This window comes from Rhodococcus sp. BH5, assembly GCF_027583855.1.
In the GTDB taxonomy this organism is placed as follows: domain Bacteria; phylum Actinomycetota; class Actinomycetes; order Mycobacteriales; family Mycobacteriaceae; genus Rhodococcus_F; species Rhodococcus_F qingshengii.
This window is the reverse complement of the sequence record NZ_JAJHVW010000018.1, coordinates 1-21,568: the sequence shown is the minus strand read 5'-3', so window position 1 is coordinate 21,568 and position 21,568 is coordinate 1. Positions and strand designations below refer to the sequence as shown.

Here is a 21,568-nt window from a genome sequence, read left to right as displayed (position 1 = left end):
CGCCGGGACCCGATACAATCTGAGGCTCCCAAACCCACACCAACCAACTACACCCACAACACTAACTGACCAACCGGACACACCGCTTTACGAACCCCCCGACCCGGACCAGCCATCTCACAAAACCGCACATTCCGCATATCCAACTGCGACTCCCGCTGCCGCACAACAGCATCCTTCCGCGCCTGCCGCAACGAATCCTTATCGTAGAACCATTTGCCGCCACGGTTCACGGCCCGCACTTGTTTGTTGGTTCGCCACCTGCGGAGGGTGCGCGGTGACCGTTTGATGAATCTTTGGGCATCCCACTCATCGAGCCAAACCACCACACGCCCCTAAACCGATCTCAACCAGTAATGATCGCCTCAACATCATCGAGACTCACGAGCCGACCCCACGCATCCCAACCAACATGAATCTGCTTGTGATTGGGATAATACGAACGCCCTCCGTCGTCCCACACAATCGAGTTGTCCCTCGCTGGTCCACGCTCATAGCTGTGAGTGTGCCCGTGCAGCAACCACTCCCATTCATCCCGCAAACGGAACTGCACACCACGATCCTTGTCAGTGTGATCACCCCAATACGGGAAGTGCGACAACAACACCGTCTCACCAGCCACCCGCCGACGAGCAAACAACTGCACCGAATCAAACACCTCATAGAACGCCTTGATCCGATTGTGGCTGTTGCGGTTCGTCATCGGATGACATGAATCATGGTTACCTGGGATGAGATGCAGGCTTCGGCCCATCAACGCAGCACCAAGCATCGCCAGAGCGCGTTCCTCAGCTGCCCTGCCGCCCACGGTTAGGTCTCCGAGGATCCAAACCTGATCGCCGACACGAGTCTGATCTACCAAAGCGTTCAAGATGTGCTCATCGTGCTCATCGGTTGTGTTGAAGTTTCGGTCTTCCGCCACTTTCTGGTGCCCGATGTGCAGGTCTGACGTGAAGTAAACGCTCACCCAACCTCCTCAGAAATCCATCGCCTCAACCGGCGCGCACTGTGTAACGTGTACTGCGCTCGCTCCGTGTTCTCCAACTTGGCGATCACATCTTCAATCAAAGTCAACGCCATCGCCTTGCTCGTCACATCCTCAATATCCACTGACTACCACGCCTCTCAAAACAGCACCGGATCAACCACACCCACATCAGGCTCAACACCAAACAACGAATCCAACTCAGGCCACAACCGCAAACTCGCAAACCTCACAGCCTGCAAACCCTCCAACATCCCCACCGGCTCAACCCAACCCGAACCCCACAAACGATTAAACCCATCAACCATCCCCCGCACAGGACGCGAATCGTCATACAACACACCAACAACCCGCCCCTGACGCCGCCACACAAACCCCGACCACAACACCCCACACCTACCAGCCCACAAAGCCAACTCCGCCAACTCCACATCAGCAGCATCAACCGCATCCACATTCAACGGCGGCTTCGACGAAGGCTTCCCCCCATCAGACCCAACAGAATCCGCCGCCGGCTGACGCTTAAACGGAACCTGCGAACGCAGAAACGCGATCACATCTGGAGTCTGATTGACAAGCCGCTGAACCTCATTCACAGTTTTCTCCTTCGGGTTTGTGTGGGCAGTTACTTCACCCGCCTGGTTGGCTTGTATGCGGTTCTGCGTGTGCGGGCTGGGTTGTTCGCCCACATCGGCGGCACATGCTTAGGTTTCGGTCGCAGCGGCTTTGGCGGCGGAGTCCAACCCGGCGGCTTCCCGCCGATTGTCACTTGAGTAGCTTCGGCCGGGACCAGCACGTCATCGAACCACCCATCTGAATCCCGATGTTGAGGAAGTGATTCAGACCGTATTTGCGGATCCCTGCGAGCATGTCCAGGGTCTGCATGTCGGGCAGTCCGCACAGTCGCCGCATCTCGTCATACGGAATCTGCGGTCTCATCCTGCATCCCCTGGAGTGAAGAGGTCACTGACTTCGCGCCCTGCTAGCGGCTCCCAGTAGTTGCCGTCATCCCACAGCCATGCACCGTTTCGGGCTTTGAGTGCGGTTACGTCTTCCGATCTGATAACCGACCCGACTGGCAGCGCGTCGAGTTCGGTCGCGCTGTTCACCGTGCGAGGCTTCGACCAACCAGCGTCTTCCAGGCCCATCGCGATTCCGTGGGCGATGACGTTTCTGCGCTGCTCACCCATACTCTCGGCTGTGACAAGTAGGTCGAATACCTTCTCGGCCAGTTCGTCTCTCGCGGGTGTGGCCTGTGATCGGATCTCACTCACGATTCCCCCTGGTGGTCGGCTGTGCATTCGTCGCGGCAGTCTTCGTCGCATCCGTTGTAGAACTCGTCATCGGGATCGGTGATGTTCTCACTCACAACGACTCCTCAGAAGGCTTGGCGGCATTCGCTGCGGCCCTGTTCATTCCAGCCCGAACGACGTGAACGAGCTTGTGTTCGATGTAGTCAGGGAACCAAATACCGATCCGCCACAGACGGTCGAAGACGGGAGTTCGCCATTCAATCGGACCGGTGTCGAGCAGTCGTGCCACCTCGTCAAGTGAGTGCGTGAGACGTGGGTACCTGGAGCCCGGGTTGGCTAGCAGCGGCCAGTACGGTCGCATGATGTCTTGGAGTGCAAATCTTTCGAGGTCGGTGATTCTCTCGCTCATTGCTGTTCCCCTCCTGGCTCGTCGAGTCCGCGCTCGTACAGGAATTGCTTGCATGCCTTGAGGTGCTTGATGAGCGGGTCGAGCTGATCGAATCGGATGTTGAGGTCGTCGCCATATCGGTTGTCGATGGTGATGCCGGGCTGATGAACTTCGCCGGGGCACTCAACGATTGGGTCATGCCCGTTGTCGAAGTCGCCCCAGTTCCAAATCTTTGTGCTCATGATGGTGTCTCCAATTCTCGGATTGTGGGGCAAGGGTGAGGGACGATGGCGTATCCGTGTTCGTTGTCTCCGCAGCCTTCGCACATCCCGAACTCGTCGGGTGTGTGCAGTGCTTGGACTCGCTCGACAGCCGCAACCAGGGCCTCTGCTTTGGCGAGTAGCTTCCACGGCAGGGACGGAGCGATCTGAATCCTCATGAACCGCAGATGCTCCATCTGCCGACGCCAATCTGACAGTTGCGCTTTCGTGTGCTCAACATCCACCCCAGTCACGCCGCCACCCCCACAAGCTGAGCCATCAACTGACGGCCCACAAACTCCGCGTACGCCGGCGGAATTGCCTCCGCGATCTCCTTGCGCACATCAGTCCAGTCGATGCCCATCGCCTGCTGCCATTGCGCGACAGTGCCTTTGCCGCCACCATCGCCGTACACAGCGAAGTAGGGGCCGTCGAACCATTCGCCGTGCCGGTATCCGGCGACCCTTCCGCGATGCTTCCGATGCTCCGGTTGCGTGACCTCGAAGCCTGTGACTTCGAAGTAGCGGTGCCGGATCACGCCGAGCCCGAACATTTCCCCGCAGAGGGTGAGGTCGCGTCGGAGGTCTGAGCCTTGGACGTTCTCGATGATCGTCGGCACCGTGAGTTCCGCGAACGCCGCACGTGTAGCGGGGATCAGGTTGATGTGGTTGCCGGCAGTTGCACGCTGGTTCCCTTTGATGAGGGTGCATGATGCCTGGCATGGCGGGGAACCGTGTACGGCGTCGTACTCGTGTCCGTGTGCGGCGAGGTATTCGAGCGCGTCACCTTGGATGAATGTGTCTCCGGCGTAGTTGGGTTGGGGGTTGATGTCGACGCCTGTGACGTGGAAGCCGGCGTTTTGGTATCCGCGGGCAGCGCCACCAGCGCATGAGAAAAGGTCGAGAAGTTTGAGGCTCATGCTCACCCCTCCTCGGCCGCAACGAACGGGGCGACCGGCAAGAAAGGTCCGACAGGATTCACGATCTCAGTGGCCACTTCTTCCCCGCAGATGTCAGCTAGATGCCGAATGCCGTTGCGATTCACCCACCACCACTGCCCGAACATTTGACGGCGGGGTGTTTCGCGGTACTTCACGCCTTCGGGCACTTCCTGCCACGTTGGCCACGGTCCGGTTTCGGTGGGCGCGACAGGCTCGTTCTCGCCCAACCTGGCCCGTAGATCGGCAGCTAGTTCCGGATAGTCGGTGTCGCACGATGCGGCATAAGCGGCGAGGGCGGCTCGGGCGTGGGGGTCACTGTCGTACGAGAGGACGAAGTATCTGCGCCCAAAGTTGCGGCCACCCTCGGCATCTGAGCCGTCAACTCTGCGAACGATGTACTTGTCAGTCAGACCGGCAGGGTTGGTGCCGGTTTCGGTGGGGGCAGGGACAACCGGCGAGGGGGCGAGGTCTGCGTCGACGAGCCGCCAAGCGCCGTAGTAAACGTCGCGGGTGACAAGTCGGCCACCGACGATGCAGTCGAGAGCCTCCTCGGTACCGCCACGGTCCCAGTCGATCTCGAATACCCGGTCACCGACTTCGCTCATGACCGCGAACTCTGTTCGCGACCATGGTTCGGTGATCTCGTCGTCGATGTCGACGCCCGATTGCTGGCGCATCGCCTCGTCGAACCCTGCGTTAGATCCGGCTGCGTACGACTCCATGTCCCAGCAATGAGATGCAGGCCCCTCCGCTTTCGTCTCCTCCTCGGCGGGTTCGGCAGGGGCGGTGCCCCGCAAGCTCACCTTGGCAACCGATTCCGGGTTCGCCGCGTAAGCCTTGAGGTCGGCGAGGGCTTCCGGGTTCCGCGCAAGCCGTTCCTCGGCGGGTTCGCTTGCCGGGAACAGGGCGCGGAGACGGTCGACAGTTTCACCTGTAAGGAGGTACGTGTCGCTGCCGCTCTTCGAGAACACCACCGTCCGCACGTCTTCCACCTGTTCGGCGGTGAGTGCCGTACCGCCGGCAGGGATCAGACGGCCAGCGGATTGGAGATGCGCGAGGACCCGCTCAACCCCGGTTCGCACGGCCTGCTGCGAATCTCCGGTCATCGAGTCGAAAGTACGACTGGCGCTGCGGTCATGGCCGACGCTTCGCCACCACGCTGCTTCACCCTCAATCTGCCGGTTTGCAAGTTTGGTGGTGAGGTCAGGCGTGAGGTCTACGGCTTCAGCGCGCATCTCATCAACTGCTGCCGCCATCTCCTGCCCGATTCGTGTGAGCTTCTCAATCCGACTTTCGGTCATGTGTTCTCCTAGTTCAATGAATTAATAACCGCCTGAGCGGGCCTATCCCGAATCACCACAACCGCCCGACGCAACGCCTCCACGTCATCCCGCAAATGCCCCAACAGCTGATTGCACGGCGAACACAGAAGGCTCCGAACACATTTGCCGCACGATTCCCCGCCAGGGCAGCAACCGTGGTCGTGATCTACGGCGAGCATCCGCGCTTTACCTGACGCTCGCTGGCAGATGAAGCAACGTCCACCTTGTGCCGCCAGGATTGCGGGGTACATTCCTGGCGGCAGTTTGTAGGTGTTTTGGACGTAGCGTGCGTGGTTTCTGGCTCTGGTTGCTGTGCGTTTGGCGCGGTGGTGGCTCGTGCAGCGCGGCCCCGGCACTGGTTTGCCGGTTCGTTTGTCTATAGCGATTGGCCGGTTGGTGGTTATTTTCTCAGCGGTGCAGTCGACACAGCGCTTCATGATTGCGCCGTCAGCCGATCAATCTCCCGCCTCACAAACCACAGTGTCTTCGTGAGGTCTTCGATGGGATCACCTTTGACTTTGCCGTCTGTGCGTGTGGCTCGCACAAGGTATTGGACTGCTTGTGCGCCGCATCCGCTTAGCCATTCGGTGATGTCGATGGTTTCTGCGCCGTTGGGGAATTTGTAGTAGTCGGGGTTTGTGGGGTCTGCTTCGGGTTTGTTCCAGTCTGCGGCTGGGTCTGCTCCTGGATCTGCCCAACCATCCCGGCGCAGTGGCGTTTCGCGTCTCCAATTGCAGTTACCGCTCGGAACACAGTGCAGGTTCCAGACCTCGCCAGGATCCCTCGCATACGTCGAAGCACACGCAGGATCAGGGAACCCGAAATAGGCAGTAGCGAACTTCGGCCACATCTCATCGAACTCACGAATATCAGGCATCCGATTCCTCCCCCGCGCCGTCAAACGGATCATCAGGCAAACCCCTGCAATGCCAGCACCATTCCGGCGGCAGTTCAGAACGAACACACAAACCATCAACTAACGTCATCTGTTAAGTCCCGCCCGTAGTTTCATGATCTCGCCGACGAGGTGGTCAACCGCGATTGCGAGGTAGATGACCTTCTGTTCCAATGGCACATCGGCCATCAGTGCGAGGTCAGCTTTTCTTTGAGCCGCAGCAAGCCTTTCGCTCATGCGACCTGCTTGCGAACCAACACATCCAACGACAACCCGTACGTCAACGCAGCACGCACCGCATCCACCACAATCCGCGCCAAACCCGCACCAACACCATCAAAATCGCCGTTAGCAACAGCAACCCGATACGCCGCAACCGACTCATCAACCGCCGCCACATTCAACGTTTCCTGCTCCCACGACGGGAAGCCCTGTTCGGAGGGTGCTGAACCACCAGCGGCTAAGTGATAGGCGCGAACCAGGCCAACAATCGTGTCGCTGCCCGCTGAAACCAGTTCATACCCGATGCCTCGCAATGCTGTTCGATGGTCTTGGTTGAAGGTGCCGTGGATGGCGTATCCGTCTTCGCCGCTGATGAGGGTTTCCGTTTTGGCGGCGTCGGGGTCTTTGGGGTCTGGTACTTGGATGGTCCAGACGATGACCCGGTGGTGTTCGTGGTGGGGTTGGGAGAGTAGGTAGAGTTGGGCGTTTCCGGGCCAGTTGCCGGCGGGTTCACCAATGTGTAGGGCTGTATTACTCATTCGTCCTCCAGGTTGCCGATGGATGCTCGCGCAATAACTTCGGCGTGTGTGGTGGTATCGGTTCGCAGCTCGATCTCGCCGTCGTCTCCGATCCTCAATTTCAGGTAGCTTCGGATGCCGGTTTTGGATTCGAAACTGTGGTTGAGGAGGTCGATCGCTGGTTTCGTGGCGTCGAGCATGATCGCTTCGGCGCGCATCCATTCCGCGACGAATCCTCGGAGTTCTTCGAAGGTCACTCCTGGGTGGTCGCTCAGGAGTTGTTTGGCGCCGCGGCGGAGTAGTTCAGTCTTGTCTGACATGTTGTGCCTGCTTTCGGGTACGAGAAGGGGCGCACCCAACCAACAGATGCGCCCCTAGAAACAGAACAGATCAGACGATCAGTAACCGCCCTCATTCGCCACAGCCCGCGTCCGAGGAGCACTCGACTGACCGCCCCCACCATCACGCTTAAACGGCGCCGCAACCTGAGTCACAATCGCATCCAACGACACCCGCTCCTCCCCCTCCTTCGTCGTGTACTTCCGCTGAAACGCCTCAAACGTCAAATCGATCTCAGTCTTCGCGGCGTAGTTGTTTTGGATGAACTCGGCGAGCGCCCCAAACGCTGCTGCCCGGTACACGATTTCGTGGGTGCGGTCCCATTCGCCGGTCTGCTCGTTCTTCTTTGAGCGGTTGAAGGCGACGGGGAAGTTGACTACTGCTTGGCCTGAGGGGAGGAATTTGAAGTCGAGGTCGCTGATGATGAAGCCGCGGCCGGTGGTTGTTGCGAGTGCCATGTGTTTCTTCTTTCATTAAGGGTTGTGTAACAGAAAGTTTGGGGACTATCGACGTGCCTATGAAGCTGCCTTCAACACGCCGGCAACATCAGGAGCGCGCCACCCAGCAGGCTTCAACACCTTGTTGGATTCAGGATCACGAACCACCACCCCATCAACCACCTTCGCCATATTCGACCGCTGCACCTCATCCCACACAGCCTGCAACGGGATCCCCATCCGCAAACCCAAACCAATCAGCACATAAATGGAATCCACGATCGCATCAGCAGTCTCCGACAGCGGCAGATCCAGCGAGATCGAATCGTCCAGCTCGTTGATTTCCTCGCCAATCAGATCCAACGCCAAGTCAAGCTCGTCGTCGGGGATGTCTCCTGGGGTTGACCGCAGCGGAACACCACACGCCTCGTTGAACTCCCGCACATCATCAAACACGCTCACAAAACCACTCCTACACATAGTTATTCATCGAGTCGTAATACTCAGCATCAGGAACCCACGGCAACGTCTGCCCATGAGACAACTTCGTCGGCCACGCCCGCTCCTCACGCGAACCACGCCACGACACAACATCCACAACCTCAGCCCGCGCCTTATTCGGATCGTCCTTCGCCCGCCGAATCCCAAACCCAAACTCAGGCCACCGACGCCACAACGACGAACCGATCGGCCGCATCACCCGCTGCCCCTGCAAGTCATTGCTGTTACCCGCATGCGCCTCAGTCAGCAGAGCGAACCCATACCGCTCCCTCAACCCATCAATCGCCCAAGCAACCTCACGCGCCGACGACTCCTCAGACGGATCCCGATGATGCAACTTGTACAACGGCCCCAAAACCAGCAGATCCGGCGCAAGCTCACTAACCGCATGCTCCAACCAAGAAATGTGTTTACCCGAAAGCAAATCAATTCCCGCCGGTTTAGTGTCAATGCACATTTGCTCATTCCAATCAACCGGCTTAAACCCATCACGCTCCCGCAATGTTTTAACCCGATCAATAACCCACGAATATCTGCGCCGCGATTGATCGTCCGAGTTTTCGCAATCAATAACGAGAACCCGCACCGCATGACTACCGTCACCCATCACATTCCCGCCGAACGGGTGAACACCGCCGGCGAGGCAAGCAGCGATCTGAGAACACAACACGCTCTTACCGCCACCCTCAGCGCCAGTAATTACCGTCCGGTCCATCCGTTCCAACAAACCCGGAACAAGCCACTGGCGGGCCTCTGAGGGGGCGGAAAGGAAGTCCCCCATCCCACGCGGCAACGGAGTAGCGCGATCAGTCGCCGTTTCCTCCGCAGAATCACACGCCTGCCGCAACCTCGAAGTCGCCGCACGAACATCCGCAGCACCATCAAAATCCGATAACGACCGCATCCGCTCCAACGTCTGAACACACGCATCAGAAAGCTTCCGGCGCCCAGACAATTCCCTCAACCGATCAGCCATATCCGACGCCGACTCAGCCCTAAAAGGCAACTCAGTCAAAGAGAACACTTTCATCGGATCCCAATTGATAGTCAAGCCCTGCGCCTGCACCTGACCAGCAACCGTAATAGCATCAACCGACTGCCCCGTACGCAACATCTTAGTAATGACCGCAGCCAACTCTTTATGCGCCGGAAGATACCAATCATCAGGAGACATCGTAAGCAAAGCCTGACCCGAAGAATCCGGATGCAAAATACACACACCCAACAAAGACTGCTCAAGTAGCCGATCCCAAGCCACTTCACGGTCATACTCAACTTCATTCACTCAAAATCATTCCTCCCACAATCGCTCCCCAGCAGGAACAGGCTTAGAGGATGGTGTTACTTCATCAGCCCAGCCCTCGCCATTAAGCCAAGTCGAAGCGTTCCTGGTGTAATTAGGATTCCGCTTCGGACTATCCCGATATCGTTCGGCGCCTTCAATGATTGTTTCAACATCAACCAGCTTTAACGCTTTCGCGAATGCGGTCCTTGCCTGCCCTTTCTGTTCACGCTTCGGGTAGACCTCCCAGAAGCGGTTGAACTCGGCGCTGTCCACGGCCCGCTTGGACGTATCTTTTACTTCTTTGGTATGGGTATTGGTATTGGACCAATCACTTCCGGGTGGGAGTCCCACTGGTTGTCCCACTGGGACACCCGCTCCACGCTGCGCCGCCTTCCGCACCCTCTCCGCTTCACGCTTAGCCTTTATTTCCGCAGCTGAGCGCTGGTATTGGGGCCATTCATGGAAGGTGTAACCGCCCTCCACTTTGTGCCACAACCCTGCATTCAAAAGAGCCTTGATCTCGGACGGTTTTCCGAAAGATTTTGCTAAATTTTCTGGCAAAAATCCGTCAGAAAGTTGCCGAGACGACCAAGATCCGCATCTGACCCACAGTCCGAGGGCAGCGTTCCCAGCTGTGAGAGCTTTGGGGTGATCGGCTAGTTGATCGTCTACGTTGAACCAGACCAATTCATCCAACCTCCTTCATCATCGAGGATCCGCAATGTCCCCCGATAAAGAAAAGGGGTTTCCGCAGACACACAAAACTTGGAAACAATATGCCCGTCAGCAATTGCTTTAGATCGGTAGCTTTCTATCCGCCCATGGCACAGGTGGCATAAAAAACACAGGTTTGAACACGCGTTTGTTGATAAGTCGCGGGTTCCGCCCATTCCTCTTGGTTGGCGGTGGTGGATTTGTTGCGCTTCCGCGAAGCCACATATTTCGCAGAGTCCGCCGGCGCGATCGTGGAGGAGTTGGACTGTTCTTTTATCCGGCCCCGTTTTCCTGCTCGCCACGCCGCCTCCTCTGTACATTCCGGTCGCGACACGTAGTGCACACGCCAGTCGACTTCGTACCCAACGACACGGTGCCGCCGTAGATGCCGCGAGAACCGAACTCGCGCAAGCACACCGTGCAATTGAGAAACACACTCCGCCCGATAACCTCAGCGGCCATGTTTTTCCGGTAGCAGGTTGAGCATCGATCTTTCGCGTGCCGCCTGCGCTCTCCAGATGCGACAGGCTCACCCTTGTATCTGAGGACCTTGCGGCATCCAATGCAGACACCAGAATGGTTGTGCCTGCGTGACATTGGGCCGGTTTTTCGGAGTTTCGCTTGGTGGCAGGCCCGGCATGCGAATGGGCCTGCGCGTTCTACCGATCCGGGCGGGCGTTGGTCGGGCGGTGTTCTCTGCCGGTAAAGGTCTCTTCCGCAGTTTCCGCATGTGCCGTCCAGGTTGGGTTCTGGTTCGATTCCTGCGATCGCAGCGAGCTGTTGGAGGGCGTTCATGTGGGGACTCCTGCCCGCACCACCCCCGACACATAAATCAGATCAGGGGCTTCAAAGGTGCCTAAAAGTGAGGTCATGTTGATTGGCTTGATGGCGTCTGCCGCGCACTGCTGCAAAACAGGGCAGCCCGCACATAGTTTGCGGGCTGCTTCGTTTCGGTTTTCAGTTGGCAGGTTGTGAACTTCCCAAGCTTCGGGTGATTGTTCTGGTTGTGCGCATTTGGCTTTGTGTTGCCAGTTGGATGTCATTGAGGCCCTGGTGTTTCTGATGCCCAGTAGTGGACGCCTGTAATGAATTTGGCGTGTTCTTCTGGGAGTGGTTGGCCTTCGTGGAGGGGGTGTTTGCGTGCGAGGACGCGAATGTTGTTGAGGGGTATGGATTGTTGTTCGTAGAGGTTGCAGGTGACTCGGTAAGCTTTGGAGAGGTTTGCGTTGCGCTCGTCCAATGTGTCGATGCGGTCCTGCTGAGTTTGGATGTGGCTGAGCAGAGTTCGGATCCCGGGGTGGTCGGGGAAGGTGGCCCGGATTCGTTCGAGTTGTTCTTGGTCCAATGCGCTCATGCTGATTCCTCCATGCAGAAGTCTTCGTAGCCACGCTCAGCTCGAAGCAACGTTGAGCGAGCATCGATCAACTCATCGCCAATGAAAAATGTCGCCATACCGGAAGCCGCAGTGAGGAAGACAAGGCCTGTCCCCAGAATCATCACCACACCACCTGCGTCCCAATTGCCGATCGAATTGAACCCCATCCTGATCAAAAAGAACCAAGCTACCCCTGCTCCTGCCAACAGCAAGGCTGAGCCAATCAGCAAGGAGCGAAGGAAGCGAACGGAACTTCTGGAGTCATCGATCTTCCGCAGGTGATCTCGTTGCTTCTGTAGGTATCGACTGTTCATGGTCTCCCCTTCCCCGACATATTGATCTCCGCACGCAAATTCGCCGACCGAGTCTGCAACGCATTCAACTCCTTCGACCCCTCATGCACCGCATCCCTCAACGCCGCAAACAACACCTCAGCCAACTCACACTCAGCCCTCGCAGCCTCAACACCCGCATCCGAATCAACCTGAGCAGCACGCAAATCCGCAGACCTACCATCAACCCGCAAAGTCGCCTCCGCCACAGCCCTACGCAACGCAGCCTTACCCTCCGACACACGCCGCCGAGCTGACTCCAACCGCTCAGGGTTTGCTTGAAACTGTTGCTCCAGGAACATGATGCGGGCATTGATGTATTCGGGGGTTGATTGGTCGAGCTGTTCGTATAGGGGTGTCACCGGAATCTCATCACTCATCGATACCTCCCGGAGTCCAAAACTCATCGCGATCCATTGGATGAACCTGCATCAGCGGCTCCCCCCAGGTTGCCCGGAACCCGGAGCCCTGATGGGAGCGATGCTGACCTTTGTGCCCAGATCGGCGGAAGCAAACAGGCTTACCCTCATCCCCAATTCGGGGGCCATGCGACCAGCAGTAGTCCAACTCGCTCACAGTTCATTCACCCACTCCAACATCCGCCCCAAAACCTCCAACGACCCACACTCAGACACAGAACCCGAAGCCCCCAAAGACTTCATCTGAACCTCAACCAACTCACGCGCCGGCCGCTTCGCATTCAAAGCCTCCAACACCTCTGCACGCTTCACCGCAACAGGATCCGCAGGAACATCACGCTCCGCCTGACGATTACGAACCTCCTCCGCAGACGCAATGCCACGCTTCGTATCTGCAGCCAAAGCCGCAACAATCGCCCGACCCCAAGCAGAAGTCTCAGCATTCATCAACTCAGACCCCTTCGTGTACGGAGTCTTGCCAGGAAACACTTCCTGCGCCATGCCAACACCAGGTAGCGGATCATCCGCGGACCTGTATGCGGCAGCCACGACCACAATGTGTGGGACGCCGCCGATGTCGACGATGTCGTATGGCTTGTCCCGATTCCATGGCTGCAGTGAGCCTTCGGGGTATTTGGTTCGGAACTCTGCGATTCGTTCTGGTACTTCGATGTAGTCGTCGTTCTTTGCGTATGCCATTAGGGGATCAGTTCTCCTTCGTCTGCCATGCGAACGGCCTTGCCCCACGGGACTCCGTCATCCTGCAACTGCTGCACTCGCGCCAGCCAATCCAGCTCGACTTCGGTGAATCCGAATGGCTTGAAGGCATACTCGGCGCCGGAGTCCATATACTCCGCATCAGGGTCCTCGGTCATCCGATCTTCAATTGCATCGAACTCCAGCAACGTGTCAATGTCCATGCCAGCCATGAACGCGCCCTGCGCAATCAAGCAATCAGGCTTACCGTCCCGCACATACAGGCACGACGGCCCACTCCCAGCCTTCTTAGACTGCTGGTAAATCCGGTCAGGGAACTGCGCGGCAATCGCCCGCACATTCGCCTCCAACATCGACTTATCGAAACTCATGACGGCCACCTCCCAAACTCAGGATCCAACACAATCGCATCATGCCCATGAACCGCATCACTCCTGGACGAGTGGCGTTCACCCCAAACGCTTTTACCGTCGACGAACAGCATTGTTTCGAACGCGCCGTTGAGTTGGATGGTCGAAACTTCCACTGTCACACCATCAACTTCAACCCGATCCAAGCTCACACGGTTATCCATCAGATCACCTTTTGGAAATCCGGCCGTGGCCCGTCATAAGGCGTACCGAAAACGCCCGAAGCAAACACCGCGTACCTAAACTTCGAACCCGGCCCCAACTCCGAGAACGACGACACGCCATCCAGATTCGGCGAAAACCTGCGCATCGCATTCCACCCCCACTCCGCCTCTTCCATATATCCAGAAACAGGCGCAAGCAACGCATGATTCAACTTCGCAACCCGCTCCTTCCGCTCTTCCCGCTCGGCCGCAACCTGCTCACGCTCCTTGCGCTTCGCCTCCGCAGCAGCCTCACGCACCCTCTCCGCATCCATCAACGCAACCGAAAGATCAGAAACATCGACAGGCACTCCAAGATCGCCAGCCAACCTCTGAACCGCTTCCACGATTTCTCGGCCGTTCATCGGAAACCCGCTGCGCCCAAGCATGTAATTCATCTCCACGTCGTTTGCGTATCCGCGTTCATCGGCAACCCGCCTGACACACGCGTCCATGGTTGGGCCTGCGAGCAGTCCCATGATCTTTCTGGCATCAAACTGGTTCATCAGATCACCTCACTGATATCGACAACGTCATGCGAATGAGTGACCCACGAGCCATCACCCTGCAAATGGAAAATGTCCAAACCCTCAACCGTCCAGCCGTGGCGAATGAGAATCGCCGCATAGAACGAAAGCTGAAGCCAATACGCGCCGAGCTTCGTAGAAGCGACCACACCCCGGAACGGCAGGCCGATCGTTTCCTTATCGTCCAGCGTCGCATTGCTTTTGAAATCCTGGACCCTGACCGACCTGGGGCCAGTAATCAACAGGCGGTCAATCTGCCCGCAATGCCTCAACACCGGATCAGCAACAAACACCTCATACACAGCCCGCTCATCCTCACGCCCAACGAAGAACGACTCCACAATCGGACGCAAAATCGGATTCTTCGTCAACGCAGACTCATTCGACCCCTTCACTGACTGCGACGTAACCAAATACGTCCCATACAACTGCAACGCCGCATGCACAGCAGTACCGAAAGTCGACGACACCTCAGCATTCAAAGCCCACATCGCCAAAATGTCTGCCGGCTCAACATCACCAGCCTTAGCCGCCATCTTCCCCGCAATCAAATCAGCAGGAAAATCCGACGTGAACCGGCCAGCGAACGCACTACCCGACAACCACTCCCCCGGCGAATACCTATGCGCCACAGGATCAAACAACACCCTCGAACCAGACGCCCAACACGTCAACTCAACAGCAGTAGACGCAACAACCTCACGCACCTCACGCAACGTCAACTGCTTATCAGACACCAAATTCCAAAACCGCTGCATCGTCAACACCGCAGCATCAAGCGCAGCATCAACAGTCGCACCCTCCATCTCGAAAGACGGCTGCAAATTCCCGTACTGCGTGGTGGGGATCGTCGCCCCCAAAGTAACTTTCGCCGTCACTTCGGCCCCTGAAACTCGGCACCCGCAGCAGTCACATGCGGACCCTCATGCCCACCCCACAAAGCGCAATCAATCTCCCACCGAGAACCACGCACAAACCTCTTCAAAAACACGTCACACGGCACCTTAGGTTCAGGCTTAATCAACTCAACCACCAACTCTCAGAAAACGATCTGCGACCAAAACACCAAATACGTGACACACACCGCCACCACCACCCGCAACTCACCCATCGACACTGGAGTGCTCACATCCACCCCTTAACTCGCAGATAAGCGAAAGCGCCGGCGATTAGTACCGCAGCTAAACCAACATCCACCCCATCCGGGCGATCAGGCTTAACGCCGGTCACACCAAACACCGCCGGCCAACACGCGTACGCAACCAGTCGGGGCCGTGCAGCAGCGCATCTATATCTGCTGGGGTGCCTGCGCAGACGCCGCGGATCTTTTCGGGATCGGTTTCGGGGTCGGTCCATCCGTGGTCGGCGAGGAATTTGTCAGCCTTCTGTTCAGGAGTCATGCCGCCACCCCCTGCCAAGCAATAGCACCCGAATGCGAACGCCGAGAAGAACGCCGACCCGACTTCACCACACGACCCTCAGCATGCGCAGAACTAATCAACGAAAACCCCAACGGCGGATCCGCCAACGTAGGCAACATCTCGACCGTGAAAGGCACACCCGAATCAATCAGGCGATCCACCACCACACGAGCACGAGCCTGATACGCCGAATCAGTGGAAACACCAAGCCGATTCAAACGCTTCACCATCACATCCAGCTTCGTGTAGTGCAGTTTCGCGGCGATCTCGTGGTTGGTGTAGCCGAAAGATCGGAAGTGGTTGTACTCGTGGATGAGTTCGTCGTCTTTGAGGGACTTGTTTTTCATTAGGATGCCTTTGCGGTGGTGGTGGTTTCGGTGATGACTTCAGTCAGCGGGTACTCATCCGGTTGGAATCGACTCCACCCTCGGCGGACTGTGCCGAGAACCTCGTGCGCTTCATCAAGCGTCTCGGCGTAGCGCCATCCGCTGTCAGAAACACGGACAGCGAACTGATCGAAGTCAGTCGCATTGTCGGGCCTAACAATCAGCACATCAGCCGGAATCCGCTCACCGAACTGAATCACCCGAGGCTGACGCACCCCATGCTCCGACAAACCCTCAAACGTCCGATCAACATCACGCTCATCAACACCACAACTCAACACAGCATTGAACGAATCCCAACGCTCCACATCCAACTGCTCACGCAAACGCTCAACCTCGCAACGCAACTCAGCATTCTCATTGACCAACATCACCAACGCCCGCGAAGAAGCCTGGTAGTGGTCGAAGTGGTCTTGCGATAAGGTAATATCTGTCATTGGAATCAACTCCTTGTGTGGGGATGTTTCTTCGGCCCGGAGATGTTCGAGCATCTACCGGGCCAGCTTTTTGTCACAGTGATGAATCAGGCCGATAGGCTCAGACGTTCACGCGGCCACCAAAATCTCGGCATCAGCCAAATCATGCAGGCGCTTCGACTCAACCCACAGATCCTTCAAAATCTCTTTCATCAGCCGACGCTGCACCCGCGCCTCGATGTGCCCCTTAGACAATGGCTGACCAACCTCAATCGGCTTGTTCTTGAACATCCGACCCTCATAGGCCTCGCTGTACACCGCACCTTGCATCGACTCTTTGAGTTCGTCGTACATCTTCCGGTACGGCGAGTCAGCGCATTTGATGATGGGCTGCACAACATTCCAGCAGCGCATCTTGGCCTCGCCCTTCCAGTTGGCGAGTTCGCCCTTGGTTCGTTTGCGGGCGGAACCGTTACGCGGGTCTAGTCCGCAGTACGCCCACAGTTCCGAAACCGTTCGAGGACGATCTTCGATAACAACAAGATTGTCGCCTTGCTTCTCGTGGCGGACCATCCAGTACGGGTCGCCAATCGAAGCAAGCAGACGCGCAACTGTTTTCTCGCCTAATCCTTTCTGCGACTTGACCCACGGGCCAAGAGGATGAGCTTTCATTGCGCGAGTCAGATTCAGCACTGACTTGTCATGAGCGATGGTGATGTTCTCAAGGACGATTCGTTGGGTCTTGACGCTGGGATGGTTGTCGTCCAGGCCGAATCCGCGTTCTTCGCCGTCTTTGTCGAGGCCTACTCGGGTGAGCTGTCGCAGCCTGTTCTCGGAGGCAGTTTTGAGCGCTTCGAGGTCGTCTACTGTGGTCGCGAGCATTCCGAGCATGGGATCGTTGAGGTTCATTTTGTGTTCTCCTTCGTTGGTGTTGATGTCCCTGCAGCGCCACAAAATTGGTTTACGACGCGTTCTTGGCTGCAAGGATGGTTTAAGTCCCCACACGCGGACGCCAACTGGGTGTCGAGCCCGTCATGGCATGTGGGGAAGATAGAACCCCAGAAGCGACTGAAAGATGTGTTCAGATCCAGTTCTGGCTTCTGGGTGGGTGGTGGACACAACAAGCGAATTCAGCATGGGTGGCGCCGGTGGTGTGGCTCGCGTGTCCAGAAAACCCCACCCAACGGATGAGGCAATCCGATCACGCAAACACAGCCTGAACCTTCGCGGCGTCCAAACCGCGCACCGACTCAACGCCGGTATCCTCCATAAGTTTCGACAGCTCATCGAACCTATGCGCCTCTTGCAACACCCGATCAGCATGCGAGGCCCGTTCATCATGCAAGGTACGCAGATCAGCAAAGGTGCAATCTCCCAGCTCTTTCCACACCTGATCGCCAACATGCACTTTGGTGGCCGTGAACTCGGCCCACCAATCACGCGCCACAGTCGCACGAGTCCGTGCCCCGCTCAAAGCCTTCATGCCCGACTTGCCAACCGTCGGTTCGTCCTTCGCCTGCGAGAACACATTCCGGCGCTCAGCGGAAAGAAACCCTCGAACCTCCTGCACAAGCATTTTTGCGTAGAACCCGCGCACTTCATCTTCTGGTGTGCGGTCCGCGACGATGGCTGCGATTTCGCGTGGGTCTGCGAGTTTGGTGTCGGCTATAGCTTCTCGGATGAGGTGCGCGGTGGTTGTCATGATTCGTTTTCTTTCTGTTGGTTGGGTTTTGATGCTGAGTCCCCACACGCGACCTACTGTTGGGGGCCGACCGTTCCATGGCATGTGGGGAAGTTGAATCCAGCAGCAGCGAGGCGGTGACGGGTGCTGTATGTCGAGTGGCTACTGCTGGAAGATGAGGGCAACAACGAGGTGGACTCGGGGATCGTACGGGATCTGGTTGTTGCCTTGTGCCGCCCCTGGACTCGAACCAAGGTGTATGCCATCACGGCCATGACCAGCGCCAGTCCTTTGGGTTTCGAACTCCTCTTGGCTGGTCAAGATTGAATCCCCCACATGCGCTGCGCATCTGGGTGCCGATCCCTCGGTGGCACATGGGGGAAGAATGGAGGGTGAGCGATTTTCAAATGGTAATCGTTCCACAGTTGGCTCACCCCAAGTGTCCTCCCCGGACTCGAACCGGGCATGTATGCCATCAGGACAACCAAACTCAATCCGGCTTCAACATCGATTCCCAAACCTCCACGGGAACCCAATTCGAAACAGACAACTCCCGACTACGCCGAGCGACCCGCAAAGCGCCAACCTCAACACCAATCTTCGAAGCCACCTCCTCTACATTCCGGAAAGCATTCCTAGCGGCATCCTCCGAGGCATACGGAAAATCCTCCTCGAATACTTTTCCGTTCGGCAGAAGAACCCCAAATTCCTCACCAGACTGAATGACCTTCACACAACCTCCAAAATTGTTGACAGACAAACACTTACGCGCCCAACGCTGGAATCGAACCAGCCAAGCCCCCACGAAAAGGATCGGGCCACCTCTCAAAAGAATTTCGTTCAACGCCGTTACCTCAACCCGAAAGCTGGTGTAGGACAAACACAGTCCCGTATTTCACGTCAAACAATGCGCACACCACCAGCAAACCCAGACCTGCAATCACCACCCTCAAACCCGGCACAAGGCACAGGCCCCGGACACGTCAACAGGGGAGGTTCAGACAACCGCGACAGAGGGGCCAAAGCCGGCGTCACGCATCACTGTGGAGTTGTAAAGGAACATGCAGCGACAGCAGGTGAAGAACCATCGCTTAAGAAACCGCCAGAGACGGTCAGAAGAAACTCAGATTTTGCAATCCCGCAACTGCGGTCTGCGCGTCCCGTGCGAGAATCGAACTCGCTCAAACCATTCGGGACTTCCAACACTCAACGAACAGGATTAACAACACACGAGAACGCCCTACGAAGGACAATTATCTGCTCCTCCGTAAGAGGGGGGGCCTCGGAAACAACCAAATCGAGCCACTCGTCAGTAGTCATGCTGCCTCCGAACTGGGAATCGACACCAAATCTCGAACGGGAACACCTAACGCGGATGAAACCAGAACCAGCTCATGCACCCTAAACGGTGTCTTACCTGAGCATCTTCGCTGTAATGTCGTAAAAGGAATACCAGTCTCATCCGCAAGTGATGCGATGGAATACCCACTACGCTTGTACGAGCTTCGAACTGTGGATGCCGTGAACTCGGCGACTTGGACCATGCGAACGACTTTACGGCCCATATGGGCCGATTGTCAACCCCTCCGGGCCGATTACGTCACATTTCCGGAACAGGTTTCCATTCGGGCCGAAATGTGGCCTACAATGACCACATGGACATCCAGAAACTCAATGAAGCGCTTGGCGCTGAGGTGCGCGGTGCCCGTGCCCGTGCGGGATACAGCCGTGACAAGCTCTCCGAACTCAGCGGAGTTGGTGTGCGCACCTTGCAGCGCATCGAAAACGGAGAACGCCCCGCAGACATTAGCCAGATGGCCGCAATCTGCGGAGCGCTCAAGGAAGATCTTGCGGAACTAGTGGACCGCGCTCTCGCCGCGATTGGCGAGTAGCGTCTTCCAATCCATCCCTAGATGATCAGCTAAGACGATTATCTCCGACAATGTGAATGGCAACGCTCCATCCAGTTTCAGCTCTACCTCAGCCGCAGGCCTGCACAACATCCGAGCGATGACGTGCAGGCCTGATTTGCTGTCTGTGGCGAGTGCGGCCCTGAGAGGATCCCGTGTTGGCATGGGTACCACCTACCGTTCGATCAAGTGTTCGAACTGATGTTCGAATATTTCTGTCCTAATTGGTACACCATCGGGCCGACAACCGCACGTAATTGAAGATTAAAGGGACCTAGATCCCGTCGTCAGGCACTCCTCCACACCCACCATAGGCACTGATCGCGAGCAGCGACCGCCTTCGCAGGCAAGATGATTACACCATCAAGAAGCTCCCTGATGATCGTGCGCTTCTCACTGACCGGAAGACCTGGACTGTTCCAGTACTCCTCCTTGTCAGGGCTTCGGATCATTCTTGCCAGCGACCCATCCGACTCATTCGGTTGGGCGAGCTTCTTCAGTTCCGAAATCCGTGGCGACACACGATCCCGCACCCGAAGGTACCCAGCTCGATCCATGTCTCCATCGGCAAGCATGTCCGCGGCAGTCGCCAGGCGTAGCTGCAAGTCCCTCAACTCGCTCTCGAACTTTTCGGCATCAGGTGGCGCCGGATCGAAAGCTCGCTGCGCGTCGGGCAAATTGCAACGCCTAACCACAGCACGCCCGACCAGATCATCAACCAGCCGCACCGACCTAGACACCCGCGTACAACCCGCACACGCATACGCCGGATACCCACCCGACTTCAACCGCTGAACCCCCGACCCACACAAACCACACAACGCAATCCCCGACATCAAATGCCGAACACCCGTCCCCCGATTCGTACGACGCAAAGGATCCGAATACAACGCCACCAACCGCACATGCTCACCCTCAGAAATAATCGGCTCCCACTCCCCCCGAGACACCGAACCACGATGAGCCCGCAAACCAGCCAACGTCGGCCGCATCAACATCTCACGCAAAGACCGCGGATTCCACACACCACCCGACCGAGTCAACACCCCCCGACCCGCCCAATCCTGAGTCACCGCACGCGTAGCCTCACCCCCCAAAATGCGAGCCACAGCCTCCCTCACCAACCCCGCCTCAGCCGGATCAGGCACACGAGAAACAATCGCCCCAGAATCATCCCGGACAGCCGCATACCCAAACGGAATCTTCCCGTGCGCACGGCCCTTCTCCGCCGCCTGAGCATGAGCCGCCACCATCCTCTTACGCGCATGATCAATCTCATGCCGCGCAACCGCACCAACAATCCGAGCCGTCATCTGCCCCGCCGGCGTAGACAAATCCAGCTCCCCAGCCTGCACAGTACGAACAACAACACTCGCCCGATCACACAAAGAAATGAAAGTCTCCAACTCTGCGGGAGAACGATGCAACCTGTCTGTATGCCATGCAATGATCGCGCCAGCTTGACCCGCCTCAACTGACTCCAACATCTCGTTGTAAGCCGGTCGAGGCTTACCCGAATACGCAGACAAGTCGTTATCGGTGAATGTTCCGGCGATAGTCCAACCGAGTGTTTCCGCTAACTGTTCGCAGTCTTTTCGTTGCCGCTCAACACCGAGACCAGCACCTTCACGGTCGGCGGAAATTCGGCAGTAGATGAAAGCTCGCATGGCGCCAACAGTACGTCATGTACAGTGACTGTTGTACTGGTTCAT

35 protein-coding genes are annotated in these 21,568 nt (G+C 57.2%); 1 reads left to right on the top strand and 34 read right to left on the bottom strand.

Translation table 11 applies throughout. The features are described from left to right. Positions 1-47: 47 nt before the first annotated feature. From RhoBH5_RS32765 to RhoBH5_RS32755, 33 genes are all read right to left on the bottom strand, one after another. Positions 48-326, bottom strand: coding sequence for a helix-turn-helix domain-containing protein (locus tag RhoBH5_RS32765; RefSeq protein WP_442972480.1), 279 nt, complete (start codon positions 324-326; stop codon positions 48-50). A 20-nt stretch (positions 327-346) separates the two neighbouring features. After that, on the bottom strand, positions 347-967 hold the full coding sequence (locus RhoBH5_RS28900) for a metallophosphoesterase (RefSeq protein WP_270009137.1): 621 nt from the start codon (positions 965-967) through the stop codon (positions 347-349). Positions 968-1,125: 158 nt separating this feature from the next. Next, positions 1,126-1,581, bottom strand: a complete 456-nt coding sequence (locus tag RhoBH5_RS28895) for a hypothetical protein (RefSeq protein WP_270009136.1) — start codon at positions 1,579-1,581, stop codon at positions 1,126-1,128. Positions 1,582-1,750: 169 nt separating this feature from the next. Continuing rightward, a complete protein-coding gene (locus RhoBH5_RS28890; protein ID WP_270009135.1) occupies positions 1,751-1,924 on the bottom strand; it encodes a hypothetical protein in 174 nt (57 codons plus the stop codon). Beyond that, entirely contained in the window at positions 1,921-2,259 is a 339-nt protein-coding gene (locus RhoBH5_RS28885) for a hypothetical protein (RefSeq protein WP_270009134.1), read from the bottom strand. Before RhoBH5_RS28885 ends, RhoBH5_RS28890 begins: the two co-directional genes overlap by 4 nt. A gap of 91 nt (positions 2,260-2,350) precedes the next feature. Beyond that, the gene (locus RhoBH5_RS28880) at positions 2,351-2,647 is read right to left on the bottom strand and encodes a hypothetical protein (RefSeq protein ID WP_270009133.1); all 297 of its coding nucleotides are present in this window, start codon (positions 2,645-2,647) and stop codon (positions 2,351-2,353) included. Further along, entirely contained in the window at positions 2,644-2,868 is a 225-nt protein-coding gene (locus RhoBH5_RS28875; RefSeq protein ID WP_270009132.1) for a hypothetical protein, read from the bottom strand. The genes RhoBH5_RS28880 and RhoBH5_RS28875 overlap by 4 nt, the downstream gene beginning before the upstream one ends. Beyond that, positions 2,865-3,065 carry a hypothetical protein gene (locus tag RhoBH5_RS28870; RefSeq protein ID WP_270009131.1) on the bottom strand — a complete coding sequence of 67 codons (201 nt, stop codon included), beginning with the start codon at positions 3,063-3,065 and terminating at the stop codon, positions 2,865-2,867. Before RhoBH5_RS28870 ends, RhoBH5_RS28875 begins: the two co-directional genes overlap by 4 nt. Before the next feature lie 71 nt (positions 3,066-3,136). Continuing rightward, positions 3,137-3,805, bottom strand: coding sequence for a DNA methylase (locus RhoBH5_RS28865; RefSeq protein WP_270009130.1), 669 nt, complete (start codon positions 3,803-3,805; stop codon positions 3,137-3,139). Between the two features lie 2 nt (positions 3,806-3,807). Beyond that, positions 3,808-5,127: a hypothetical protein gene (locus tag RhoBH5_RS28860; RefSeq protein WP_270009129.1), complete on the bottom strand. Its 1,320-nt coding sequence runs from the start codon at positions 5,125-5,127 to the stop codon at positions 3,808-3,810. Between the two features lie 8 nt (positions 5,128-5,135). Further along, a complete protein-coding gene (locus RhoBH5_RS28855; protein WP_270009128.1) occupies positions 5,136-5,585 on the bottom strand; it encodes an endonuclease VII domain-containing protein in 450 nt (149 codons plus the stop codon). 545 nt (positions 5,586-6,130) lie between these two features. After that, the gene (locus RhoBH5_RS28850) at positions 6,131-6,280 is read right to left on the bottom strand and encodes a hypothetical protein (protein ID WP_270009127.1); all 150 of its coding nucleotides are present in this window, start codon (positions 6,278-6,280) and stop codon (positions 6,131-6,133) included. After that, positions 6,277-6,804 carry a hypothetical protein gene (locus tag RhoBH5_RS28845; protein WP_270009126.1) on the bottom strand — a complete coding sequence of 176 codons (528 nt, stop codon included), beginning with the start codon at positions 6,802-6,804 and terminating at the stop codon, positions 6,277-6,279. Before RhoBH5_RS28845 ends, RhoBH5_RS28850 begins: the two co-directional genes overlap by 4 nt. After that, a complete protein-coding gene (locus RhoBH5_RS28840) occupies positions 6,801-7,103 on the bottom strand; it encodes a hypothetical protein (protein WP_270009125.1) in 303 nt (100 codons plus the stop codon). Before RhoBH5_RS28840 ends, RhoBH5_RS28845 begins: the two co-directional genes overlap by 4 nt. A 78-nt stretch (positions 7,104-7,181) precedes the next feature. After that, positions 7,182-7,580, bottom strand: a complete 399-nt coding sequence (locus RhoBH5_RS28835; RefSeq protein ID WP_270009124.1) for a single-stranded DNA-binding protein — start codon at positions 7,578-7,580, stop codon at positions 7,182-7,184. Between the two features lie 57 nt (positions 7,581-7,637). Continuing rightward, positions 7,638-8,021 (bottom strand): nucleoside triphosphate pyrophosphohydrolase family protein, encoded by a 384-nt coding sequence (locus RhoBH5_RS28830; RefSeq protein ID WP_270009123.1) that lies wholly within the window; start codon positions 8,019-8,021, stop codon positions 7,638-7,640. A 10-nt stretch (positions 8,022-8,031) separates the two neighbouring features. Further along, positions 8,032-9,345 carry an AAA family ATPase gene (locus RhoBH5_RS28825; protein ID WP_270009122.1) on the bottom strand — a complete coding sequence of 438 codons (1,314 nt, stop codon included), beginning with the start codon at positions 9,343-9,345 and terminating at the stop codon, positions 8,032-8,034. Between the two features lie 6 nt (positions 9,346-9,351). Beyond that, complete coding sequence (locus tag RhoBH5_RS28820; protein ID WP_270009121.1) at positions 9,352-10,041, bottom strand: hypothetical protein; 690 nt, start codon at positions 10,039-10,041, stop codon at positions 9,352-9,354. Between the two features lie 809 nt (positions 10,042-10,850). Beyond that, a complete protein-coding gene (locus RhoBH5_RS32760) occupies positions 10,851-11,102 on the bottom strand; it encodes a WhiB family transcriptional regulator (RefSeq protein ID WP_442972479.1) in 252 nt (83 codons plus the stop codon). Next, positions 11,099-11,413 carry a hypothetical protein gene (locus tag RhoBH5_RS28815; protein WP_270009120.1) on the bottom strand — a complete coding sequence of 105 codons (315 nt, stop codon included), beginning with the start codon at positions 11,411-11,413 and terminating at the stop codon, positions 11,099-11,101. Before RhoBH5_RS28815 ends, RhoBH5_RS32760 begins: the two co-directional genes overlap by 4 nt. Then, entirely contained in the window at positions 11,410-11,748 is a 339-nt protein-coding gene (locus tag RhoBH5_RS28810; protein ID WP_270009119.1) for a hypothetical protein, read from the bottom strand. The genes RhoBH5_RS28815 and RhoBH5_RS28810 overlap by 4 nt, the downstream gene beginning before the upstream one ends. Then, on the bottom strand, positions 11,745-12,146 hold the full coding sequence (locus RhoBH5_RS28805) for a hypothetical protein (protein WP_270009118.1): 402 nt from the start codon (positions 12,144-12,146) through the stop codon (positions 11,745-11,747). Before RhoBH5_RS28805 ends, RhoBH5_RS28810 begins: the two co-directional genes overlap by 4 nt. Before the next feature lie 192 nt (positions 12,147-12,338). Further along, complete coding sequence (locus tag RhoBH5_RS28800; RefSeq protein WP_270009117.1) at positions 12,339-12,884, bottom strand: hypothetical protein; 546 nt, start codon at positions 12,882-12,884, stop codon at positions 12,339-12,341. Continuing rightward, positions 12,884-13,273: a hypothetical protein gene (locus tag RhoBH5_RS28795; RefSeq protein ID WP_270009116.1), complete on the bottom strand. Its 390-nt coding sequence runs from the start codon at positions 13,271-13,273 to the stop codon at positions 12,884-12,886. The genes RhoBH5_RS28800 and RhoBH5_RS28795 overlap by 1 nt, the downstream gene beginning before the upstream one ends. After that, a complete protein-coding gene (locus tag RhoBH5_RS28790; protein WP_270009115.1) occupies positions 13,270-13,476 on the bottom strand; it encodes a hypothetical protein in 207 nt (68 codons plus the stop codon). The genes RhoBH5_RS28795 and RhoBH5_RS28790 overlap by 4 nt, the downstream gene beginning before the upstream one ends. Further along, positions 13,476-14,021: a hypothetical protein gene (locus RhoBH5_RS28785; RefSeq protein ID WP_270009114.1), complete on the bottom strand. Its 546-nt coding sequence runs from the start codon at positions 14,019-14,021 to the stop codon at positions 13,476-13,478. The genes RhoBH5_RS28790 and RhoBH5_RS28785 overlap by 1 nt, the downstream gene beginning before the upstream one ends. Beyond that, complete coding sequence (locus RhoBH5_RS28780; RefSeq protein WP_270009113.1) at positions 14,021-14,920, bottom strand: hypothetical protein; 900 nt, start codon at positions 14,918-14,920, stop codon at positions 14,021-14,023. Before RhoBH5_RS28780 ends, RhoBH5_RS28785 begins: the two co-directional genes overlap by 1 nt. Before the next feature lie 348 nt (positions 14,921-15,268). After that, positions 15,269-15,442, bottom strand: coding sequence for a hypothetical protein (locus RhoBH5_RS28775; protein ID WP_270009112.1), 174 nt, complete (start codon positions 15,440-15,442; stop codon positions 15,269-15,271). Further along, entirely contained in the window at positions 15,439-15,810 is a 372-nt protein-coding gene (locus RhoBH5_RS28770; RefSeq protein ID WP_270009111.1) for a hypothetical protein, read from the bottom strand. Before RhoBH5_RS28770 ends, RhoBH5_RS28775 begins: the two co-directional genes overlap by 4 nt. After that, on the bottom strand, positions 15,810-16,286 hold the full coding sequence (locus tag RhoBH5_RS28765; RefSeq protein WP_270009110.1) for a hypothetical protein: 477 nt from the start codon (positions 16,284-16,286) through the stop codon (positions 15,810-15,812). The genes RhoBH5_RS28770 and RhoBH5_RS28765 overlap by 1 nt, the downstream gene beginning before the upstream one ends. A 108-nt stretch (positions 16,287-16,394) precedes the next feature. Beyond that, entirely contained in the window at positions 16,395-17,174 is a 780-nt protein-coding gene (locus RhoBH5_RS28760; protein WP_270009109.1) for a hypothetical protein, read from the bottom strand. A 292-nt stretch (positions 17,175-17,466) separates the two neighbouring features. After that, entirely contained in the window at positions 17,467-17,967 is a 501-nt protein-coding gene (locus RhoBH5_RS28755) for a hypothetical protein (protein ID WP_270009108.1), read from the bottom strand. Between the two features lie 1,295 nt (positions 17,968-19,262). After that, complete coding sequence (locus RhoBH5_RS32755) at positions 19,263-19,490, bottom strand: helix-turn-helix domain-containing protein (protein ID WP_442972478.1); 228 nt, start codon at positions 19,488-19,490, stop codon at positions 19,263-19,265. Positions 19,491-19,601: 111 nt separating this feature from the next. On the opposite strand from RhoBH5_RS32755, the gene RhoBH5_RS28750 reads away from it, so the two are divergent. Further along, positions 19,602-19,838, top strand: a complete 237-nt coding sequence (locus tag RhoBH5_RS28750) for a helix-turn-helix domain-containing protein (RefSeq protein ID WP_270009107.1) — start codon at positions 19,602-19,604, stop codon at positions 19,836-19,838. Positions 19,839-20,143: 305 nt separating this feature from the next. Here the strand turns inward: RhoBH5_RS28750 and RhoBH5_RS32750 are convergent, their stop codons facing one another. Next, positions 20,144-21,523, bottom strand: coding sequence for a recombinase family protein (locus RhoBH5_RS32750; RefSeq protein ID WP_442972477.1), 1,380 nt, complete (start codon positions 21,521-21,523; stop codon positions 20,144-20,146). Positions 21,524-21,568 lie beyond the last annotated feature (45 nt).

Coding starts and splice junctions, on each gene's coding strand:
- RhoBH5_RS28845 (WP_270009126.1), bottom strand. CDS start 6,804: ATGAGTAATACAGCCCTACACATTGGTGAACCCGCCGGCAACTGGCCC.
- RhoBH5_RS32760 (WP_442972479.1), bottom strand. CDS start 11,102: ATGACATCCAACTGGCAACACAAAGCCAAATGCGCACAACCAGAACAA.
- RhoBH5_RS28840 (WP_270009125.1), bottom strand. CDS start 7,103: ATGTCAGACAAGACTGAACTACTCCGCCGCGGCGCCAAACAACTCCTG.
- RhoBH5_RS32755 (WP_442972478.1), bottom strand. CDS start 19,490: ATGGTCCAAGTCGCCGAGTTCACGGCATCCACAGTTCGAAGCTCGTAC.
- RhoBH5_RS28785 (WP_270009114.1), bottom strand. CDS start 14,021: ATGAACCAGTTTGATGCCAGAAAGATCATGGGACTGCTCGCAGGCCCA.
- RhoBH5_RS28770 (WP_270009111.1), bottom strand. CDS start 15,810: ATGAAAAACAAGTCCCTCAAAGACGACGAACTCATCCACGAGTACAAC.
- RhoBH5_RS28760 (WP_270009109.1), bottom strand. CDS start 17,174: ATGAACCTCAACGATCCCATGCTCGGAATGCTCGCGACCACAGTAGAC.
- RhoBH5_RS28775 (WP_270009112.1), bottom strand. CDS start 15,442: ATGACTCCTGAACAGAAGGCTGACAAATTCCTCGCCGACCACGGATGG.
- RhoBH5_RS32750 (WP_442972477.1), bottom strand. CDS start 21,523: ATGCGAGCTTTCATCTACTGCCGAATTTCCGCCGACCGTGAAGGTGCT.
- RhoBH5_RS28870 (WP_270009131.1), bottom strand. CDS start 3,065: ATGAGGATTCAGATCGCTCCGTCCCTGCCGTGGAAGCTACTCGCCAAA.
- RhoBH5_RS28795 (WP_270009116.1), bottom strand. CDS start 13,273: ATGAGTTTCGATAAGTCGATGTTGGAGGCGAATGTGCGGGCGATTGCC.
- RhoBH5_RS28755 (WP_270009108.1), bottom strand. CDS start 17,967: ATGACAACCACCGCGCACCTCATCCGAGAAGCTATAGCCGACACCAAA.
- RhoBH5_RS28835 (WP_270009124.1), bottom strand. CDS start 7,580: ATGGCACTCGCAACAACCACCGGCCGCGGCTTCATCATCAGCGACCTC.
- RhoBH5_RS28815 (WP_270009120.1), bottom strand. CDS start 11,413: ATGAGCGCATTGGACCAAGAACAACTCGAACGAATCCGGGCCACCTTC.
- RhoBH5_RS28750 (WP_270009107.1), top strand. CDS start 19,602: ATGGACATCCAGAAACTCAATGAAGCGCTTGGCGCTGAGGTGCGCGGT.
- RhoBH5_RS28800 (WP_270009117.1), bottom strand. CDS start 12,884: ATGGCATACGCAAAGAACGACGACTACATCGAAGTACCAGAACGAATC.
- RhoBH5_RS28850 (WP_270009127.1), bottom strand. CDS start 6,280: ATGAGCGAAAGGCTTGCTGCGGCTCAAAGAAAAGCTGACCTCGCACTG.
- RhoBH5_RS28860 (WP_270009129.1), bottom strand. CDS start 5,127: ATGACCGAAAGTCGGATTGAGAAGCTCACACGAATCGGGCAGGAGATG.
- RhoBH5_RS28805 (WP_270009118.1), bottom strand. CDS start 12,146: ATGAGTGATGAGATTCCGGTGACACCCCTATACGAACAGCTCGACCAA.
- RhoBH5_RS28855 (WP_270009128.1), bottom strand. CDS start 5,585: ATGAAGCGCTGTGTCGACTGCACCGCTGAGAAAATAACCACCAACCGG.
- RhoBH5_RS28880 (WP_270009133.1), bottom strand. CDS start 2,647: ATGAGCGAGAGAATCACCGACCTCGAAAGATTTGCACTCCAAGACATC.
- RhoBH5_RS28890 (WP_270009135.1), bottom strand. CDS start 1,924: ATGAGACCGCAGATTCCGTATGACGAGATGCGGCGACTGTGCGGACTG.
- RhoBH5_RS28875 (WP_270009132.1), bottom strand. CDS start 2,868: ATGAGCACAAAGATTTGGAACTGGGGCGACTTCGACAACGGGCATGAC.
- RhoBH5_RS28790 (WP_270009115.1), bottom strand. CDS start 13,476: ATGGATAACCGTGTGAGCTTGGATCGGGTTGAAGTTGATGGTGTGACA.
- RhoBH5_RS28865 (WP_270009130.1), bottom strand. CDS start 3,805: ATGAGCCTCAAACTTCTCGACCTTTTCTCATGCGCTGGTGGCGCTGCC.
- RhoBH5_RS28765 (WP_270009110.1), bottom strand. CDS start 16,286: ATGACAGATATTACCTTATCGCAAGACCACTTCGACCACTACCAGGCT.
- RhoBH5_RS28810 (WP_270009119.1), bottom strand. CDS start 11,748: ATGAACAGTCGATACCTACAGAAGCAACGAGATCACCTGCGGAAGATC.